The 17,274-nt window shown below is 69.1% G+C and carries 16 protein-coding genes and 1 pseudogene; 10 read left to right on the forward strand and 7 right to left on the reverse strand.

Annotated elements, in window-relative coordinates; translation table 11 throughout:
• Positions 1 to 68: 68 nt before the first annotated feature.
• A pseudogene (locus ABXJ52_RS23480) lies at positions 69 to 185 on the reverse strand (ketosteroid isomerase); the annotation flags it as partial.
• Between the two features lie 58 nt (positions 186 to 243).
• Here ABXJ52_RS23480 and ABXJ52_RS23485 point away from each other — a divergent pair.
• Positions 244 to 1,002 (forward strand): class I SAM-dependent methyltransferase, encoded by a 759-nt coding sequence (locus ABXJ52_RS23485; protein ID WP_367044645.1) that lies wholly within the window; start codon positions 244 to 246, stop codon positions 1,000 to 1,002.
• 166 nt (positions 1,003 to 1,168) lie between these two features.
• A complete protein-coding gene (locus ABXJ52_RS23490) occupies positions 1,169 to 1,675 on the forward strand; it encodes a DinB family protein (RefSeq protein WP_367044647.1) in 507 nt (168 codons plus the stop codon).
• 75 nt (positions 1,676 to 1,750) lie between these two features.
• Here ABXJ52_RS23490 and ABXJ52_RS23495 read toward each other — a convergent pair whose 3' ends face one another.
• Positions 1,751 to 2,971: a winged helix DNA-binding domain-containing protein gene (locus tag ABXJ52_RS23495; protein WP_367044649.1), complete on the reverse strand. Its 1,221-nt coding sequence runs from the start codon at positions 2,969 to 2,971 to the stop codon at positions 1,751 to 1,753.
• 115 nt (positions 2,972 to 3,086) lie between these two features.
• Between ABXJ52_RS23495 and ABXJ52_RS23500 the strand changes: the two genes are divergently transcribed.
• Positions 3,087 to 3,479: a helix-turn-helix domain-containing protein gene (locus tag ABXJ52_RS23500; RefSeq protein WP_367049209.1), complete on the forward strand. Its 393-nt coding sequence runs from the start codon at positions 3,087 to 3,089 to the stop codon at positions 3,477 to 3,479.
• 249 nt (positions 3,480 to 3,728) lie between these two features.
• Here ABXJ52_RS23500 and ABXJ52_RS23505 read toward each other — a convergent pair whose 3' ends face one another.
• Entirely contained in the window at positions 3,729 to 4,061 is a 333-nt protein-coding gene (locus ABXJ52_RS23505) for a DUF192 domain-containing protein (protein WP_367044651.1), read from the reverse strand.
• A gap of 309 nt (positions 4,062 to 4,370) precedes the next feature.
• Here ABXJ52_RS23505 and ABXJ52_RS23510 point away from each other — a divergent pair, with 309 nt between their 5' ends.
• Positions 4,371 to 4,895 (forward strand): hypothetical protein, encoded by a 525-nt coding sequence (locus tag ABXJ52_RS23510; RefSeq protein ID WP_367044653.1) that lies wholly within the window; start codon positions 4,371 to 4,373, stop codon positions 4,893 to 4,895.
• 297 nt (positions 4,896 to 5,192) lie between these two features.
• On the forward strand, positions 5,193 to 6,395 hold the full coding sequence (locus tag ABXJ52_RS23515) for an IS110 family transposase (protein ID WP_367040134.1): 1,203 nt from the start codon (positions 5,193 to 5,195) through the stop codon (positions 6,393 to 6,395).
• Between the two features lie 28 nt (positions 6,396 to 6,423).
• Here the strand turns inward: ABXJ52_RS23515 and mgrA are convergent, their stop codons facing one another.
• Positions 6,424 to 7,461, reverse strand: a complete 1,038-nt coding sequence (gene mgrA, locus ABXJ52_RS23520) for an L-glyceraldehyde 3-phosphate reductase (protein WP_367044655.1) — start codon at positions 7,459 to 7,461, stop codon at positions 6,424 to 6,426.
• Between the two features lie 129 nt (positions 7,462 to 7,590).
• Between mgrA and ABXJ52_RS23525 the strand changes: the two genes are divergently transcribed.
• The 4 genes from ABXJ52_RS23525 to ABXJ52_RS23540 all read left to right on the forward strand — a co-directional run bounded on the left by ABXJ52_RS23525 (position 7,591) and on the right by ABXJ52_RS23540 (position 12,637).
• Positions 7,591 to 8,352, forward strand: a complete 762-nt coding sequence (locus ABXJ52_RS23525; protein ID WP_367049210.1) for an isoprenyl transferase — start codon at positions 7,591 to 7,593, stop codon at positions 8,350 to 8,352.
• A gap of 329 nt (positions 8,353 to 8,681) precedes the next feature.
• Entirely contained in the window at positions 8,682 to 10,004 is a 1,323-nt protein-coding gene (locus ABXJ52_RS23530) for a PhoH family protein (RefSeq protein ID WP_367044657.1), read from the forward strand.
• 417 nt (positions 10,005 to 10,421) lie between these two features.
• Positions 10,422 to 11,162 carry a lytic transglycosylase domain-containing protein gene (locus tag ABXJ52_RS23535; protein ID WP_367044659.1) on the forward strand — a complete coding sequence of 247 codons (741 nt, stop codon included), beginning with the start codon at positions 10,422 to 10,424 and terminating at the stop codon, positions 11,160 to 11,162.
• A 125-nt stretch (positions 11,163 to 11,287) separates the two neighbouring features.
• Positions 11,288 to 12,637 carry an AI-2E family transporter gene (locus tag ABXJ52_RS23540; protein ID WP_367044660.1) on the forward strand — a complete coding sequence of 450 codons (1,350 nt, stop codon included), beginning with the start codon at positions 11,288 to 11,290 and terminating at the stop codon, positions 12,635 to 12,637.
• 82 nt (positions 12,638 to 12,719) lie between these two features.
• On the opposite strand, the gene ABXJ52_RS23545 is transcribed toward ABXJ52_RS23540, so the two are convergent.
• Both ABXJ52_RS23545 and ABXJ52_RS23550 read right to left on the reverse strand, forming a co-directional pair.
• On the reverse strand, positions 12,720 to 13,253 hold the full coding sequence (locus tag ABXJ52_RS23545) for an alkyl hydroperoxide reductase (protein WP_367044661.1): 534 nt from the start codon (positions 13,251 to 13,253) through the stop codon (positions 12,720 to 12,722).
• 16 nt (positions 13,254 to 13,269) lie between these two features.
• The gene (locus ABXJ52_RS23550) at positions 13,270 to 13,824 is read right to left on the reverse strand and encodes a peroxiredoxin (RefSeq protein ID WP_361832984.1); all 555 of its coding nucleotides are present in this window, start codon (positions 13,822 to 13,824) and stop codon (positions 13,270 to 13,272) included.
• 129 nt (positions 13,825 to 13,953) lie between these two features.
• Between ABXJ52_RS23550 and ABXJ52_RS23555 the strand changes: the two genes are divergently transcribed.
• Positions 13,954 to 14,892 (forward strand): LysR substrate-binding domain-containing protein, encoded by a 939-nt coding sequence (locus ABXJ52_RS23555; RefSeq protein ID WP_367044662.1) that lies wholly within the window; start codon positions 13,954 to 13,956, stop codon positions 14,890 to 14,892.
• 48 nt (positions 14,893 to 14,940) lie between these two features.
• On the opposite strand, the gene ABXJ52_RS23560 is transcribed toward ABXJ52_RS23555, so the two are convergent.
• The gene (locus ABXJ52_RS23560; RefSeq protein ID WP_367049211.1) at positions 14,941 to 17,256 is read right to left on the reverse strand and encodes an ABC transporter permease; all 2,316 of its coding nucleotides are present in this window, start codon (positions 17,254 to 17,256) and stop codon (positions 14,941 to 14,943) included.
• Between the last annotated feature and the right edge of the window lie 18 nt (positions 17,257 to 17,274).

The following is a 17,274-nucleotide window of genomic DNA, read 5'->3' on the forward strand; positions in this document are numbered from 1 at the left end:
AAACCACCCCCGCCCCGAGGCAACCGCGCACCCCGCCCCCCCCCAGCAGCCTTAAGTCCGCCCCCACCCCACCGCCTCCCGACCGCGAGGCTGTCCTCGTACATGTGATGGCGGGTGATGAGGCCCGCCTCGACGGTGAGATGCAGCGCGAAGCGCGCACGGTAGGGGTGGCCCGTCGACCGCGCGATTACCTTCGGAGTAATGGGCGCGAGCCCCGGCCCCGTGCGATGCGAAGATCGGTCCATGAGCAGTTTCGACACACTTGTGGCGGAAGCCGAGTCGGCCCCGACCGAGGGCTGGGACTTCTCCTGGTTCGAGGGGAGGGCCTCGGAGGAGCGGCCCTCCTGGCGGTACGCCCACGCCATGGGGGAGCGGCTAGGGCACGCCACCGCCTCCCTCGACATCCAGACCGGCGGCGGTGAGGTCCTCGCCTCCGCGCCCTCGCTCCCGCCGCTCGCCGTCGCCACGGAGGGGTGGGCGCCGAACGTCGCCAAGGCAACCGCCCTGCTGCATCCGCGGGGCGTGGTGGTCGTTTCCTCGCCGGAGGACGCGCCGCTGCCCTTCGCCGCGGAGGCCTTCGACCTGGTCACAAGCCGGCACCCGGTGAAGGCACATTTCGACGAGATCGCGCGCGTGCTGCGCCCCGGGGGCACGTACTTCGCCCAGCACGTGGGCCCCGCCAGCGTCTTCGAGGTCGTCGAGTACTTTCTCGGGCCCCAGCCCGACCACGTACGGAACGGGCGTCACCCCGACGGCGAACGTGCCGAGGCGGAGGCGGCGGGTCTGGAGATCGTCGACCTGCGGGCCGAGCGGCTCCAGATGGAGTTCTACGACATCGGGGCCGTCATCCACTTCCTGCGGAAGGTCGTGTGGATGGTGCCGGACTTCTCGGTGGAGCGGTACTGGTCGCGGCTGCGGGAACTGCATGACCAGATCGAGGCGGAGGGCTCGTTCGTGGCCCACAGCACGCGTCATCTCTTCGACGCCCGTAAGAAGAGCTAACCGCCCGTAAGAAGAGCTAACCGTCCGGGAGGGGGGAGCGGATGACCAAGGCGGGAGTCCTCAAGGAGACGACCGCGGCGCCGAGCCACCTCGATTAACCCCTCCAAGCCCTCTAATCCTTCTAATCCCTCGACAGCGGTCACGGTGATCGGGGACGCTTCGCGCGATGACCAGAATCAATGACACCCCGCCCGCCTGGGACGACCGTACCCAGCTCACCACGTTCCTCGACTACGCACGGGAGACCGCCCGCGCCAAGTGCGACGGCGTCTCCGCGGAGAACGCCCGCAAGGCACTCCTGCCGGGCTCGCCGCTGATGACCATCAGCGGACTGATCAACCACCTCCGCTGGGTCGAGTACTACTGGTTCCAGGTGGTCTTCCTCGGCGAGGAAGACCGGGCCCCCATGACGGACGAGGACCCCGACCGCGAGATGCGTATCGCCGTCGACTTCCCGCTCACGCAGTTGCTCGACGAGTACGCCGAACAGAGCGCCCGCTACCGCGAACTGGTCGCAGGGAACGCCCTGGACAAGCAGGCCCAGCGAACCATCCGTAACGGCCTCCACGTCGACCTGCGCTGGATCCTCCTCCACCTCACCGAGGAGACGGCCCGCCACAACGGCCACCTGGACATCCTGCGCGAAATGCTCGACGGCACGACCGGCGACTAGGCCCGAGTAGGGCATGACTGAGGTACAGCTGAGGCACGACTGAGGCTCGACTGGGGCACGTCCAGATACGGCTGCCTAGGCGTGCGCCCCCACCGTCACCTCTCCCATCACCAACTCCGCCGTCCCTTCCAGCACTTCCCCCACCCGCTCCACCTGCCCCGCGAGCTCCCGCTCCTGGGTGGCGTTCAGCGCCCCCAGTGGCTCCACCGTGACCGTCAGCCTTCGGCCGGAGCGGCGCTGGTGCCAGACTCCCGCGACGACCCCGTCGACCAGCATCACGGGGAAGTTGCCGGCCTGGCCCCCGGCCAGCGCCCGCTCGTAGGCCCGGCCCGGGAAGAGCCGCTCACGCGGGTGGGAGGCGATCACGTACGCGTCGAAATACGGCAGCAGCCGCACTCCCCGCACCAGTTCCTCTGTCTCGCCTGGCTCCCGGGGAAACTCCGCGTCACCCACGACCACCCACGCCGAAACGGGTGCCGACGCCGACGACATTGACGGCCCCCCGCCCATCTCCACCCCTTCGATCTCCCCGGCAGCCGCCAGTCCCCCGAACACGTCCTTCACCCAACCACCCGGCGCCGCAGCCCACTTGGCGAACTGGGCCGGGGTCGCGGGGCCGTACGCGTACAGGAAGCGTCGTACCAGCCGCGCCGTCGCCTCCTCGGCGGAGAGCGTCGGCTCCCCGGAGTCGGTGGTGGGCGGGCGCGTGTACGTCACCTTGCGGCCCCGGTTCGGTGCGAAGCACAACGCCCCGCGGTGGCCCGCCAGATGCATCACCGAGCGCCAGCGCGGCCACATCCCCTGGAAGGCGGGCATCACCAGGTCACCCGCCCAGGGCCCCGTACGCGCCACGACCTCGTCGCCGAGTTCGTCGATGGTCAGCTGGGCCCCGTCGAGCGCTTCTCCGATCGCGCTCACGATCTCCTCCGTCTGGGCAGGAGTCAGCCGGTCGCCCGCCTTGAAGGGGCTCGGCCCGTACGGGATCGCCGACAACGCGGCTGTCCACAGAGGGAGTTGTGCGGTTGGCAGCAGGTGGATCGTGCCGCGTGGTCCGTACGTCTTGACCAGGCTCGGCTCCTCACCCCACAGCGCATCCCGTACGTCCTGCCGGTTCGCCCCGTCCATCCGCAACCCCACCGAGAGCTCGGCGGCGGACATCACCTGCGCCTGTGCGGCAAGCATGGCGTCGACCACCTCGCCGGCCCCCGCCTCGCCCGGTTTGGCCGGCGCCCGCAGGAACTGCCGCTCCATGCGACGGGCGTTGGCGGCGCTCCATGAAACAACGGCCCCGGTCATCGGCGTTCCCCTTCAGTACTCTCGATCCAGTCAGTGGCTCTGCGGACACGAGGAGTGGACCATGCCGAAGAGCGGCGCGGAGGTTGATTCGGGCAGCGTCATGGAAAGCACAGGGATGGCCAGGCAGAGCATCACGGGAAGCGGCAACGTGGGCAAGACGCTGTACGCCTGCGGCCTGGACGCGGCCGTGGACGTCGTCGGCGGCAAGTGGAAGCCGATGATCCTCTGGGCGCTGTCCGCGGGCACGACGATGCGCTTCGGCGAGCTCCGCCGGAACATCACCGGCATCAGCGAGAAGGTGCTCATCCAGCAGCTGCGCGAGCTGGAGTCCGACGGCATCGTGCACCGCGAGGTGTACCGGGAGGTGCCGCCGAAGGTCGAGTACTCGCTGACCCCCCTCGGCCTGTCCCTGAACGAGGCGCTGATCCCGCTGGGCGTGTGGGGCGACGAGCACATGGAGGAGCTGGTGGCCAACAGGGACTGCAAGAAGTCGGGCAAAGTCGCCTGACGAAAAAACGCCACTGATGGTTGCGTGGCGCGCCGATCGTTAGCCAAGTGATCCCGGAACAGGTGGCGTTGATTCCGCATCGTTATCGCCACCGGCTCGATCTGAGGCCGCACATCACGTAAGTTCAGACCAAGGCGAATTCGCGTGAGCAAAGCCACGTGTGCGGTGCCGCGCGGTGGAGGGGGCTGCGCGGCCCCGCGCGCCTTCCCCCATCTGCTCCCGGCCTGCTCCCGGCCTCCTGCTCCCGGCCTACTCCACCTCCACCCGCAGCCGCACGCCCCGGCCGACGCGCCACCCCGCCATCGCCCCGGCCTCCGCCTCCAGTACATGCCGGGCCCGCAGCCGGGGGCGCCCGATCCGCCCCGGACGCATCGTCCGCACCGACAGCACCCGTAGCCCCCGGTCCAGGTAAGCCACATCTATGGCGAACCGCATCCGCACCGTGTGCACGCTGGTCGCCGGGGTCAGCAGCAGGGCCCCGGTCACCCCGTCCCGGCCGAGCAGCCCGCGCCTCCGCGCGCTCGGGGAATCCGCGATCTCCAGGGGGAGGGCCCGACCGCTCGGCAGAAGAAGCGACGCCATGCGAGCCGAAGCTAGCGCCCCACCCGCCCGCCGCGTCAAGCGCCCCACCCGCCTGCCGCGTCAAGGGAGCCCCTGCCCACGTCCCTCCTGTGGGCTACCGCCGTACAGGGCTGAAATCTGTCGCCAGCGGCCGAAATCCGGTGGCAGAACAGGGTCGCGGAGTTGTCGGGCGGTTTCGGAGAGTAGTTGTGGCATGCCGATGCGCGCGGCATCCCTTACGAAGGGTTATGGTGGAAACCCCCCCTCGGGCCGGTCCATCTCCCCCCCATGGACCGGCCCGATTTTTTTGTGCCGGATATGGTCAGGGACATGTCGAACCAGTTCCCTCCACCACCGTCCCCGCATGAGAACCCCCAAGCGGGCCTGCCCCGCTACACGGGCCCTGCGCAAGACCCCTACAACGGCTACGGCTACGGGTATGGGTACGGCTACGGTCCGGTCCAGCCGCAGAAGATGCCGGGCGGCGTCCGCGCCGCGCAGGTGATCATCTGGGTGCTCTCGGGGATGTGCCTGCTCGGCTCCGTCCTCGGCGGCGTGCTGTACGGGCCTCGGGTCGCAGGCGCGGTTCTCGGGGGCAACTTCCTCCTGATACCGCTGTGCGTCCTGGCTTTCCGATACCACCTGCCGGGGCACGGGAAGCGTGTCGCGTCGATCGTGCTCAGCAGTGTGCAGATCCTGGTGGGATTCGGCGCCCTTGGCCGAGGGGGTGGCCCGGGTGCCCTCATCCTCGTCGGCTGCTCGATCGCGCTCGTGATCCTGCTGAGCCAGGGTGGCGCGGGCGCCTGGTTCAAACGCCCGCGCACCCCCGCCCCGGGGCAGGGATACGCGGGCTGAGGCGTTCCGCCAGGACCAGCCCCGCCAGGGCGCCCCCCGTTATGTTTTCCGCGGTCCTGCAAGAGGGCCGCTGGCCTCCGGGCCCGGCATGGCTGGTCCCCCCTGTCGAAGCGATGACCTGGGGGGTGGTGCCACCGGGCCCGAGAGGCGCCGTTGGAGACGCTGATGAGAGGTCCGACTACCGCCCGGCCGAGCGCAATGCCCGGTCCTTCGCAGGCGGCAGGTCTGCATAACGTGGATGCGCGCACGACGCCAACGCCCAGGCCAGCACGCACAACGTCCGTTCGGGAGGACGGTTTGAACGAGTACGACGAGATAGGTGTCTTCCTGGGCCTGGACGTGGGGAAGAGCGCTCACCACGGACACGGACTCACCCCGGCCGGCAAGAAAGTCTTCGACAAGCAACTGCCCAACACCGAACCGAAGCTGCGGCAGGTCTTCGACAAGCTCCGCGAGAAGTTCGGCACCGTCCTGGTCGTCGTGGACCAGCCGGCCTCGATCGGCGCTCTGCCGCTGACAGTGGCCCGCGACACGGGCTGCCAGGTCGCCTACCTGCCGGGCCTTTCGATGCGACGGATCGCTGACCTCTACCCGGGCGAGGCAAAGACCGATGCCCGCGACGCGGCCGTCATCGCGGACGCCGCCCGCACCATGCCGCACACCCTTCGCTCGCTTCAGCTGACCGACGAGATCACCGCCGAGCTCACCGTCCTCGTCGGCTTCGACCAGGACCTGGCGGCCGAGGCCACCCGCACATCCAACCGGATCCGGGGCCTGCTCACCCAGTTCCACCCGTCCCTGGAACGGGTCCTGGGCCCGCGTCTGGATCACCCGGCGGTCACCTGGCTGCTGGAACGCTACGGATCCCCAGCCGCGCTGCGAAGAGCCGGACGCCGCAGGCTGGTTGAGGTGGTCCGGCCCAAAGCCCCGCGCATGGCAAAACGGCTGACCGACGACGTCTTCGATGCACTCGACGAGCAGACCGTCGTGGTCCCGGGCACCGGCACCCTGGACATCGTGATCCCCTCGCTGGCCCGCTCGCTCGGCGCCGTTCACGAGCAACGACGGGCGGCAGAATCCCAGATCGCAGCCCTGCTGGAGGACCACCCTCTTTCCAAGGTCCTGACGTCGCTGCCCGGCGTCGGCGTCAGGACCGCCGCCGCACTGCTGGTCACCGTCGGCGACGGCACCAGCTTCCCCACCGCCGCCCACCTCGCCTCCTACGCCGGCCTCGCCCCCACCACCAAGTCCTCCGGGACCTCGATCCACGGCGAACACGCCCCACGGGGCGGCAACCGGCAGCTCAAACGCGCGATGTTCCTGTCCGCGTTCGCTGCCCTGCACGATCCTGCCTCCCGCACCTATTACGACAAATGCCGGGCCAGAGGAAAAACCCACACCCAAGCGCTCCTCCGCCTCGCCCGACAACGGATCAACGTGCTGTTTGCAATGCTCCGCGACGGCACCTTCTACGAACCCAGAACCCCACGCCTCGCTTGACGAAAGACATAGAGGCACCCCCCCAGGACTAACCCCGTCCGGCCCAGATGTTGGTGCCGGGCGTGGACACCGCGTACGTGTCGATCTCGCTGAGCTCCTCGTCCGTGAGCTTCGGGCCCGCCAGTGCCGCGACGTTCTCCTCCAGCTGCTTCACGCTGGAGGCGCCGATCAGCGCCGAGGTCATCCGCTCGTCGCGCAGGACCCAGTTGAGCGCCAGCTGCGCGAGCGACTGGTCGCGGCGGGCCGCGATGTCGTTCAGGCCGTTGAGCCGGCGCACGACCTCCTCGCTCAGGAGGTCGGGGTCGAGCGACTTGCCCTGCGTGGCGCGCGACCCCTCGGGGATGCCCTTCAGGTACTTGTTCGTGAGCAGGCCCTGCGCGAGCGGCACGAACGAGATGCAGCCCATCCCCGCGTCCTCGAGGGTGTCGAGCAGGCCGTCGTCCTCGGTCCAGCGGTTGATCATCGAGTACGAGGGCTGGTGGATGAGCGCGGGCACGCCCATCTCCCGCAGCAGCCGCGCCGCTTCGGCGGTCTGCTCGCTGTTGTAGGAGGAGACACCCACGTACAGCGCCTTGCCCTGCTGGACGGCGGACGCGAGCGCGCCCATCGTCTCCTCCAGCGGGGTCTCGGGGTCGAAGCGGTGCGAGTAGAAGATGTCGACGTAGTCGACGCCCATCCGCTTGAGCGAGGCGTCCAGGGACGACAGCAGGTACTTGCGCGAACCCCACTCGCCGTACGGGCCGGGGTGCATGAGGTAGCCCGCCTTGGTCGAAATGACCAGTTCATCGCGGTACGGGGCGAAATCCTGGGCGAACAGCTTGCCGAAGTTGAGCTCGGCCGAACCGGCGGGCGGGCCGTAGTTGTTCGCCAGGTCGAAGTGGGTGACGCCCAGGTCGAAGGCGCGGCGCAGGATCGCGCGCTGGCTCTCCAGGGACTTGTCGTCACCGAAGTTGTGCCACAGGCCGAGGGAGACGGCGGGCAGCTTCAGGCCGCTGCGGCCCGTGCGCCGGTACTCCATGGCGTCGTAACGGTCCGCTGCTGCTCGGTACAGAGACGTGTCGTTCATGGGTACGAAGCTACTTCAGCGAGGGATCTTGCGGGGCCGGTGCCCGCGTCCCCCAGGGCGGAACCCCGCCCTCACAGCGGTAGGCTTTCGCCTTCGGGGACTGCCATCTGCATGGAGGGGCTGACAGAAGTGAACCTGCGCGACCTGGTGTACGGACTTTACGCACGCCGGGTGGAAGGCCGCCTCGACCACGACCAGGTGCCCAAGCACATCGGGGTCATCCTCGACGGCAACAGGCGCTGGGCGAAGGCGTCCGGCGGGACCACCGAACAGGGCCATCAGGCGGGCGCGTACAAGATCGAGGAGTTCCTCGGCTGGTGCGCCGAGACGGACGTCGAGGTCGTCACCCTCTGGATGCTGTCGACCGACAACTTCGACCGCCCCGAGCGGGAGCTCATCCCGCTGCTCGGCATCATCGAGGACACGGTCCGCAGCCTCGCCGCCGACGGCCGCTGGCGCGTGCACCACGTGGGCACGATGGACCTCCTTCCCGCCCGCACCCAGGCCGTCCTCAAGGAGGCCGAGCAGGCCACCCACGGCAACAAGGGAATACTGGTCAACGTGGCCGTCGGTTACGGCGGCCGGCAGGAGATCGCCGACGCGGTCCGCTCGCTGATCCTGGACCACGCGGAGAAGGGCACGAGCCTGGAGGACGTCGCCGAGACCGTCGACGTCGACCTGATCTCCAAGCACCTCTACACCCGCGGCCAGCCGGACCCCGACCTGGTGATCCGAACGAGTGGCGAGCAGCGTCTTTCCGGCTTCATGCTCTGGCAGTCGGCCCACTCCGAGTACTACTTCTGTGAAGTCTTCTGGCCGGCCTTCCGCAAGGTCGACTTCCTGCGTGCGCTGCGTGATTACGCGGCCAGGCACCGGCGCTACGGCGGCTGACGCCCCACGCGGCACGCGAGGTGCTCACGTCGGTGAGGCGCGAGTAACCCAGAGTTCACGGACGCGCCGTCATATGCCATGGCATGGCTGCGCTTGTTCGAGGGAATAAGCCTTCCAGGCCGACATCCGATTCACGGATGTCGGATCTCAGCGGGCGGCATGGGGCCGTCCGCCCGGGAGGCCCTTTGCACCAGGACGACCGTGCGGTGAGTACGGGCGAAGTGGAGGGCCGGAGCTCGGCCCGCGCACTGCGGCACGAGACCGGTCCGGACTTCTCCCGGCATCCTTCCCGTCGCTCCCCGACCTCATCCGAGGGGGTACGTCCTTCCGTGGTGACCAGCACAAAGCGCCGCATGCCCGACAGGCGCACCTATGTTCTCGACACCAGCGTTCTGCTCGCAGACCCGAACTCCATGTACCGCTTCGACGAGCACGAAGTCGTGCTGCCCGTCGTCGTGGTCACGGAGCTCGAGGCGAAGCGGCACCATCCCGAGCTCGGCTACTTCGCCCGGCAGGCCCTGCGCCTCCTGGACGACTGCCGGGTCAGGCACGGTCGCCTGGACGCGCCGATCCCGATCGGCGACCTGGGCGGCTCGCTGCGCGTCGAGCTCAACCACTCCGATCCCGGCGTGCTTCCGGCCGGCTACCGGTTGGGGGACAACGACTCACGGATTCTCGCCGTAGCGCGCAACCTCCAGGCAGAGGGATACGACGTCACCGTCGTGTCGAAGGATCTGCCTCTGAGGATCAAGGCGTCCTCGGTCGGCCTCCTCGCGGAGGAGTACCGCGCCGAACTCGCCATCACGGACTCCGGCTGGACCGGAATGTCCGAACTGACCCTCTCCGGCGAACAGGTGGACCTCCTCTTCGAAGAAGACACCCTGTACGTCCCCGAGGCGGCCGACCTGCCCGTCCACACGGGCCTCACCATCCAGTCGGAGAGGGGCAAGGCCCTCGGCCGTGTCACGGCCGACGGCAACGTCCGTCTCGTACGCGGCGATCGTGAGGCCTTCGGCATCAAGGGGAGGAGTGCGGAGCAGCGCATCGCGCTGGATCTGCTGCTCGACCCGGACATCGGCATCCTGTCGATGGGCGGCCGGGCGGGCACCGGCAAGTCGGCTCTCGCGCTCTGCGCGGGACTTGAGGCGGTCCTGGAGCGCCGCCAGCACCAGAAGGTGATGGTCTTCCGGCCGCTGTACGCGGTGGGCGGGCAGGAGCTCGGCTATCTGCCCGGCACGGAGGCCGAGAAGATGGGCCCCTGGGCCCAGGCGGTCTTCGACACGCTCGGTTCGGTGGCGGGCAAGGCGGTCATCGAGGAGGTGACGGCGCGCGGCATGCTCGAAGTGCTCCCGCTCACCCATATCCGCGGGCGCTCGCTGCACGACGCGTTCGTGATCGTGGATGAGGCCCAATCCCTGGAGCGGAACGTCCTTCTGACCGTTCTGTCCAGGATCGGGGCGAACTCCCGTGTCGTCCTCACTCATGACGTCGCCCAGCGCGACAACCTCCGAGTGGGGCGGTACGACGGGGTAGTTGCCGTTGTGGAGAAGCTGAAGGGGCATCCGCTCTTCGCCCACGTCACGCTCACCCGCTCCGAGCGTTCGCAGATCGCGGCCCTCGTGACCGAGATGCTGGAGGACGGTTCGATCTGACCGAGTTCACCCTGGTTGCAGGGGAGTTGGCGCCGCCCGGCGAAGCGAAGGAGCTTAGCCGGGCGGCGTCTTGGCGTTCGCCCTTTTCCGAAAAACTCCTGGGGCAAACGAGGTGTGAGCTTTCACACGCAACGGGGAATTGCCTTGCGGCGTCCGGCTGGGGCAGAGTCTGGGTCCTGTCAGGCCCCGCATGCGACACACCTGTACCTTGGGGGTACCTCCCACGCATTAAGCAGTGGGGGAGGTACCGCAAACCGGAAACATCAGAACTTCATAGTGGCCGTCGCATGCCGCCCGAGCACCACGCGGCGCTCCCGTAACGGGGGTTGCCCATCGGGCCCGTGCCTCCCGTGACCGATACCAAGTGGAGGCCAGCGCCAGGGGCAAGATTGCGTCCGCGAGGTCACCTAGCGGGCGATGCTGGAAGGAAACCGTGTGAGCCGGATTTCGGTCCGGGGATTCGCCGTGGCATCCGCCACCGCGGTCACCACTGTTGGCGCTGTCGTCGGTGTCGCCTCGGGCAGCACCCCGGGCGCCTCGAATGACAACGACTTCGAGGCGACGGCAAGCGACGCGACACTCCTCGCAGACATCCCCGCGGGTCAGCAGGCCCAGGTGCAGACCGCGTCCCTGACGCAGCAGGCCGACGCGCAGGCCACGGCCGCCGACACGGCCGCGAAGAAGTCCGCGGCAGAAGCGGCCCGCAAGCAGGCCGCCGAGTCGGCGATCGCGAAGCAGAAGGCCGCAGAGAAGGCGGAGGCCGCAGAGAAGGCGGCCGCCAAGAAGGAGCGCGAGGAGAAGGCGGAGGTCAAGGCCAGCCGTTCTTCCGCGCGCGACGCCTCGGACTTCGCCCCGCAGTCCTCGTACTCCGTCTCGCAGGTCCAGGCGATGGCACGGCAGATGGTCCCCGGTGACCAGTTCCAGTGCTTCAGCAACATCGTCAACCACGAGTCCACCTGGAACTACAAGGCCAGCAACCCCTCTTCGGGTGCCTACGGCCTCGTCCAGGCGCTCCCCGGTTCCAAGATGTCCTCGGCCGGTGCCGACTGGCAGACGAACCCCGCCACGCAGATCAAGTGGGGCCTCGGCTACATGAACGACCGCTACGGAAGCCCGTGCGGAGCCTGGGACTTCTGGCAGGCGAACAACTGGTACTGAGCCGCTCGCCGCTCAACCTTCAGAGGCCCCTCACCGTCCTTCGGTGGGGGGTCTCAGCCGTGTACGGTCAGTCCGACAACTTCCAGGGGGGAGTGGTGCGGAAAGACGGGGGAAGAGGACGGATCATGTCGCGAGTACCAGGGTGGATCGGCCGGCTCGGAGACGGACTGTCTCAGTTGGGCGAGCGCAGGAGCGAGCGTTCGCGGTCGGACGACGACTTCGAGGACGACGCCAGGCGCTCGCGACGGTCGTCCGCCGGTGACCCCTCCGACGAGGCCTCCCAGGAGGCGGAGACGGTGGTGCCCGCGCCGCCCGCGTACGCCCCGGACATAGCGGCAAGGCCCGACCCCGTCGCCGCGGTGCCGTGGGGGATGCGGGTCGCCGCCGAGGCCGGCTGGCGCCTCCTCGTACTCGCGGGCACGCTCTGGGTGCTGATGAAGGTGATCAGCGCCGTACAGCTGGTCGTCTTCGCCTTCGTGGCGGCGCTGCTCGTCACCGCGATGCTGCAGCCCACGGTGGCCCGGCTCAGACGGCTCGGTCTGCCCAGAGGGCTCGCGACCGTCCTCACCGCCGTACTCGGCTTCGTCGTCATCGGGCTCGTCGGCTGGTTCGTCGTCTGGCAGGTCATGGAGAACGCGGACACGCTCTCAAGCCAGCTCCAGGACGGCATCGACGACCTGCGCAACTGGCTCCTGAACAGCCCGTTCCATGTGACCGAGGATCAGATCAACGAGATCGCCAAGAGCCTGCGGGACGCGGTCGGCGCGAACACGGAGGAGCTGACGACGGCGGGCCTCGAAGGGGTCACCGTCATCGTGGAGACCATGACGGGCATCCTGCTCGCGATGTTCTCGACGCTGTTCCTGCTGTACGACGGCAAGCGCATCTGGCAGTGGGTCCTGAAGCTGGTCCCGGCGCCCGCGCGGCCCGGCATCGCGGGCGCGGGGCCGCGTGCCTGGCGCACGCTGACGGCCTATGTGCGCGGCACGGTGATAGTGGCCCTGATCGACGCGATCTTCATCGGGCTCGGGATCTACTTCCTCGGGGTGCCGATGGCCGTGCCGCTGGCCGTCTTCATCTTCCTCTTCGCGTTCATCCCGCTGGTGGGCGCTGTCATCTCGGGCGCGCTCGCCGTGGTGGTGGGTCTGGTCACCCAGGGGGTCTTCACCGGAGTGATGACCCTGGTGGTCGTCCTCGCCGTGCAGCAGATCGAGGGGCACATCCTCCAGCCGTTCATCCTCGGGCGCGCCGTACGGGTGCATCCGCTGGCCGTGGTGCTCTCGGTGGCCGCGGGCGGGCTCGTCGCCGGGATCGGCGGGGCGGTCGTCGCGGTACCGCTGGTCGCCGTCACCAACACGGTGGTGGGTTATCTGAGGGCGTACTCCCGCGAGGCCGCATTGAAGCAGGCACCTCAGCCGCGGGGGGCGACGGCCGTGGACGTGGCCCCCGTGGAGCGCGAGCCCGCCGCCGAGTGACACGGTCCTCGTACGGGGACGCGTACATGAAGGGGCCCCGCGGACTTGAAGTCCGCGGGGCCCCTTCACGTTGCTCGGATGCTTACTCGGAGAGCACGGACTCCGAGTCCAGCGTGACGCCGACCGCCTGGATCACGGCGGCGATCTTGAAGGCTTCCTGGATCGTCTCGCGGTCCACGCCGGCCTTCCGCAGCACCTGCTCGTGCGAGTCGAGGCACTGGCCACAGCCGTTGATCGCGGAGACCGCGAGCGACCACAGCTCGAAGTCGACCTTCTCCACGCCCGGGTTACCGATGACGTTCATCCGCAGGCCGGCCCGCATCGTCCCGTACTCCGGGTCCGAGAGGAGGTGGCGCGTGCGGTAGAAGACGTTGTTCATCGCCATGACGGCCGCGGCCGACTTGGCGGCGGTGTACGCCTCGGGGGAGAGGTTCGCCTTCGCCTCGGGCTCCAGCTCGCGCAGCACCTTGGGGGAGCGGGAGGCGATCGCGCAGGCGAGCACCGTGCCCCACAGCTGCTGCTGCGGCAGGTCCGAGTTGCCGATGACCGAGCCGAGGTTCAGCTTCAGGTCCTTGGCGTAGTCCGGTACGGCGGACTTCAGTTCGTCGAGTGCCATGTCAGTACCTTTCCGTTCACTCGCCCGAGAGGAGCGCGACCGGGTCGAGGGTCTCGTCGCCCTGGGTCCAGTTGCAGGGGCAGAGCTCGTCGGTCTGGAGCGCGTCGAGGACCCGGAGGACCTCCTTGGGGTTACGGCCCACGGAACCGGCGGTCACCATCGTGAACTGGATCTCGTTGTTCTGGTCGACGATGAAGACGGCGCGCTGCGCGAAGCCGTCCTCGCCCTCGATGCCGAGGTCACGCATGAGCTCGTGCTTCGAGTCGGCCAGCATCGGGAAGGGCAGGTCGGTCAGGTCCGGGTGGTCCTTGCGCCAGGCGTGGTGCACGAACTCGGAGTCACCGGAGAAGCCGAGGATCTGGGCGTCACGGTCGGCGAACTCGTCGTTCAGCTTGCCGAAAGCGGCGATCTCGGTCGGGCACACGAAGGTGAAGTCCTTTGGCCACGCGAAGACGATCTTCCACTTGCCCTCGTAGGTCTTGTGGTCGATCTGCTTGAACTCAGCGCCCTTCTCCAGGGAGACGCAGGCGGTCAGATCGAACTGGGGGAACTTGTCACCGACAGTGAGCACGGACTCTCCTTGCAGCATCGGAACCCGGGTAAGGGGCTCCAGGGGGATGGACTGCTGTCGATCGTGGCACAGAGTGCATTGATTCGGGAAATAGCTACACTCTGTTCCGTTGATCGGAGGTGGCTATCAGTGCAAGCCATAAATAGGGGCAAGCAGCCCAGCCTGGCGCAGCTGCGCGCCTTCGCGGCCGTGGCCGAACATCTGCACTTCAGGGACGCGGCGGTAGCAATAGGGATGAGTCAGCCCGCGCTCTCCGGTGCCGTGTCCGCCCTGGAGGAGACACTCGGTGTCACCCTGCTCGAACGTACGACCCGCAAAGTGCTGCTCTCGTCCGCCGGTGAGCGCCTCGCGGTGCGGGCCAGGGCCGTGCTCGACGAGGTCGGGGCGCTGATGGAGGAGGCCGACGCCGTGCGCGCGCCGTTCACCGGCGCGCTGCGGCTGGGCGTGATCCCGACCGTGGCGCCCTATCTGCTGCCCACGCTCATCGGGCTCGTCCACGAGAAGTACCCGGATCTGGACCTTCAGGTGCACGAGGAGCAGACGTCCTCGCTGATCGAAGGCCTCGGCGCCGGACGGCTCGACCTGCTCCTTCTCGCCGTGCCGCTCGGCATGCCCGGCGTCAGCGAACTCCCCCTGTTCGACGAGGACTTCGTGCTCGTCACGCCCCTCGACCACTGGCTCGGCGGACGCGAGGGCATCCCGCGCGACGCCCTGCGCGAGCTGAACCTGCTGCTGCTCGACGAGGGGCACTGCCTGCGCGACCAGGCCCTGGACATCTGCCGGGAGGCGGGGCGCGCGGACGCCCCGGTGACCACGACCGCCGCCGGGCTCTCCACCCTCGTACAACTGGTGGCGGGCGGGCTCGGCGTGACGCTGCTTCCGCGTACCGCCGTCCGCGTCGAGACCAGCCGCAGCAACCAGCTGCTCACCGGGTACTTCGCGGACCCGGCGCCGACCCGGCGTATCGCGCTCGCGATGCGTACGGGGGCCGCGCGTGCGGCGGAGTACGAGGAGCTTGCCGCCGCGCTGCGGGGGGCCGTGAAGCCGTTGCCGGTGCGGGTGGTGTGACCCCGCACCGGCAACGCACCGCCCTATATCGCTTCCCTCTTACGGGAGTTACTCCGTGCGCAGGCCGTCCGGGCGCATCATGCGCCACAGCGGCGGCAGGCTGAGCAGTGTCACGACGGCGACGAGGGCGGCGCCCGCGGCCGTCAGCGGGGCGAAGAGCCACCAGTCGGTGACCGTCTTGTCGATCATGCGGACCATGACCCATCCCAGACCGAGGCCGCCCGCGACGGCGAGCACGAGGCCGATCGCCACCGGGATCGCGGTCTGCCACAGGATCGACCAGGCCATCGACACGCGGCGCGTGCCGAACGCGGTGAGCGCGGCCAGCAGGCGCTTGCGCTCCCGCAGTTGCTCGATCATCGAGACCAGCAGGGACGCCGCGATCAGCCCCATCGTCGCCATCGCGCCGATCTGCAGACCGGTCTGGATGGTGGCGTACTGCTTGTCGCGCTCGACCGCGCGCAGCGTCATCACGGAGAGGAACGGGTCGACGTGGGCCGCGGTGTTGCGGATGAACTCCTCGCCGTCCCTGACGTCCGGGTCGACCTGGATCATCGCGGTCGTCGAGGCGTTGGTCATCCTGGAGACGTCGATCGCACCCGGCGTCGCGTAGATGCCGTCGTGCAGGTCGCCGCCCGGGTCGGGGCGCGCCTGGACCGTGCGGGAGTCCGCGGGCAGCGTCCACGGGACGTGTTTGCCCGCTCTGTCCCAGCTGTCGGAGTTCAGGTCGATGGGCTTGCCCGGACGGGCCGACTCGTCGACCCACTTGTTCATCCTGGTGTTGCCCGTGTGCACGACGAAGGTGTCGCCGTCCTGGCAGGAGCCGATCCGGGCCAGCTCGCGCAGGTTGGCGCAGGTGCCGACCGTCAGCTCCGTGGTGGGCCGGATGTCCTCGGGGTTCTTCATCGTGCCGGGCTTCACGACGTACGAGGAGACCGTGCCGATGACGTTCTCGACGCCCTTGGTCGTGCGGAACCTGTCGATCATCCGCTGGGCGAGCTCGCCGTCGCCGACGTCGGCCCGGACCACCAGCTTGGCGCGGCCGGGGTCGTCGCCGGTCACCCGGTTGAAGTCGTCGTGCATCGCGACGAACAGCATCTGCAGGGCGACCGCGCCCGCCACGGCCACGGTGATGCCGCTGACCGCGCGCGCCGCCGTACCGCTGCTCAACTGAAGCCTGCGGGTAGCCAGTTGCCAGGGCACGGGGCCCCCGCCGCGCAGCCGGGCCACGCTCGCCTCGACGAGCCAGGGCAGCAGCGCGGCCAGGCCCACCAGGGTGAGCGTCGCGCCCGCGCCGATGGCGAAGACCGGCGGCGCGTAGTCGCCCCCGACGCGGCCCGCCGCCAGCAGGATGCCGAGGCCGAGCAGCGGCATCACGACGCGCCACCACAGGCGGCGCTTGCGGGGCTTGGTGCTGCGCACGACCCCGAGCGGCTCGATGGAGACGGCCCGCAGCGAGATGAGCGTGACCACGACGGCCGTGAGCGGCACGGCGAGCACGATCAGGGCGGCGAGGGCGGGCACCGGCACCACGTCGGAGGGGAAGGCGCTGATCCGCCACCCGTCGAGGGTGCCGACCAGTTCGCGTACTCCCATGAAGAACAGTCCGCCCGCGGCGAGCCCGAGCAGCGCGCCGCACAGGGCCTCGCCCGCAGCGATCCGCCGCACGCTGCGCGCGTCGGCGCCGACCAGGCGCAGGGCGGCAAGACGCCGGTCGCGCCGGTCGCCGCCGAAGCGGACCGCCGTGCCGATGAAGATGACCACCGGGGTGAGCAACACCACGCAGATCAGGACCACCAGGACGATCAGCATCGGGTCCATGGGTTCCGCGGGCTGTTTGTAGCCGTAGCCGTCCACGCGGTGGCCGCCCTTGGCCGGGGTGAGGGCGTCGGAACCGGCGTAGTAGTAGAGCTCCTTGGGGTTGGTCAGGCCCGCGTCGCCGATGGTGCCGGTGACCTTGTAGTCGCCGTACCGCTCCTTGAGGAGGGCGCCGTCGGAGCTGTTCAGGAGGTCGCGCAGGGCGGGCGACACGATCATCTCGCCGTCCGCCGGGATCTTGTCCAGGCCGGGCGGCAGCACCGGGTGGGAGCCCTCGGCGCGCAGCACGCGACCGCTCACCGTCGAGTCACGGAAGTCGGTGGGGACGTCGCGCTGGAGGACGGTGGAGTCGGAGGGCTTGATCTTCTCGCCCGAGAACTCGCCCTCGGCCGTGCGGGCCACCGAGCGGTTCTCGCGCTCCGTGAGCAGGTTGGGCACGGACGCCGCGCCGAGCAGCAGCGCCACACCGAGGCCGACGCCGACCGCCGTGAGCAGGGTGCGGGTCCAGCCCTCACGGCCGCCGCCGACGGCGAAACGTATGCCCATCGCCAGGTCGCGGGCGAA

Origin of the sequence: Streptomyces sp. Je 1-332, assembly GCF_040730185.1 — a bacterium.
GTDB lineage: Bacteria > Actinomycetota > Actinomycetes > Streptomycetales > Streptomycetaceae > Streptomyces.

Bases quoted from the DNA above. Each gene is read 5' to 3' on its own strand.
- ABXJ52_RS23495 (WP_367044649.1), bottom strand. From the start codon at position 2,971: ATGACCGGGGCCGTTGTTTCATGGAGCGCCGCCAACGCCCGTCGCATG.
- ABXJ52_RS23545 (WP_367044661.1), bottom strand. From the start codon at position 13,253: ATGGCACTCGACGAACTGAAGTCCGCCGTACCGGACTACGCCAAGGAC.
- ABXJ52_RS23510 (WP_367044653.1), top strand. From the start codon at position 4,371: ATGTCGAACCAGTTCCCTCCACCACCGTCCCCGCATGAGAACCCCCAA.
- ABXJ52_RS23500 (WP_367049209.1), top strand. From the start codon at position 3,087: ATGGCCAGGCAGAGCATCACGGGAAGCGGCAACGTGGGCAAGACGCTG.
- ABXJ52_RS23560 (WP_367049211.1), bottom strand. From the start codon at position 17,256: ATGGGCATACGTTTCGCCGTCGGCGGCGGCCGTGAGGGCTGGACCCGC.
- ABXJ52_RS23535 (WP_367044659.1), top strand. From the start codon at position 10,422: ATGCTGGAAGGAAACCGTGTGAGCCGGATTTCGGTCCGGGGATTCGCC.
- ABXJ52_RS23540 (WP_367044660.1), top strand. From the start codon at position 11,288: ATGTCGCGAGTACCAGGGTGGATCGGCCGGCTCGGAGACGGACTGTCT.
- ABXJ52_RS23485 (WP_367044645.1), top strand. From the start codon at position 244: ATGAGCAGTTTCGACACACTTGTGGCGGAAGCCGAGTCGGCCCCGACC.
- mgrA (WP_367044655.1), bottom strand. From the start codon at position 7,461: ATGAACGACACGTCTCTGTACCGAGCAGCAGCGGACCGTTACGACGCC.
- ABXJ52_RS23490 (WP_367044647.1), top strand. From the start codon at position 1,169: ATGACCAGAATCAATGACACCCCGCCCGCCTGGGACGACCGTACCCAG.
- ABXJ52_RS23505 (WP_367044651.1), bottom strand. From the start codon at position 4,061: ATGGCGTCGCTTCTTCTGCCGAGCGGTCGGGCCCTCCCCCTGGAGATC.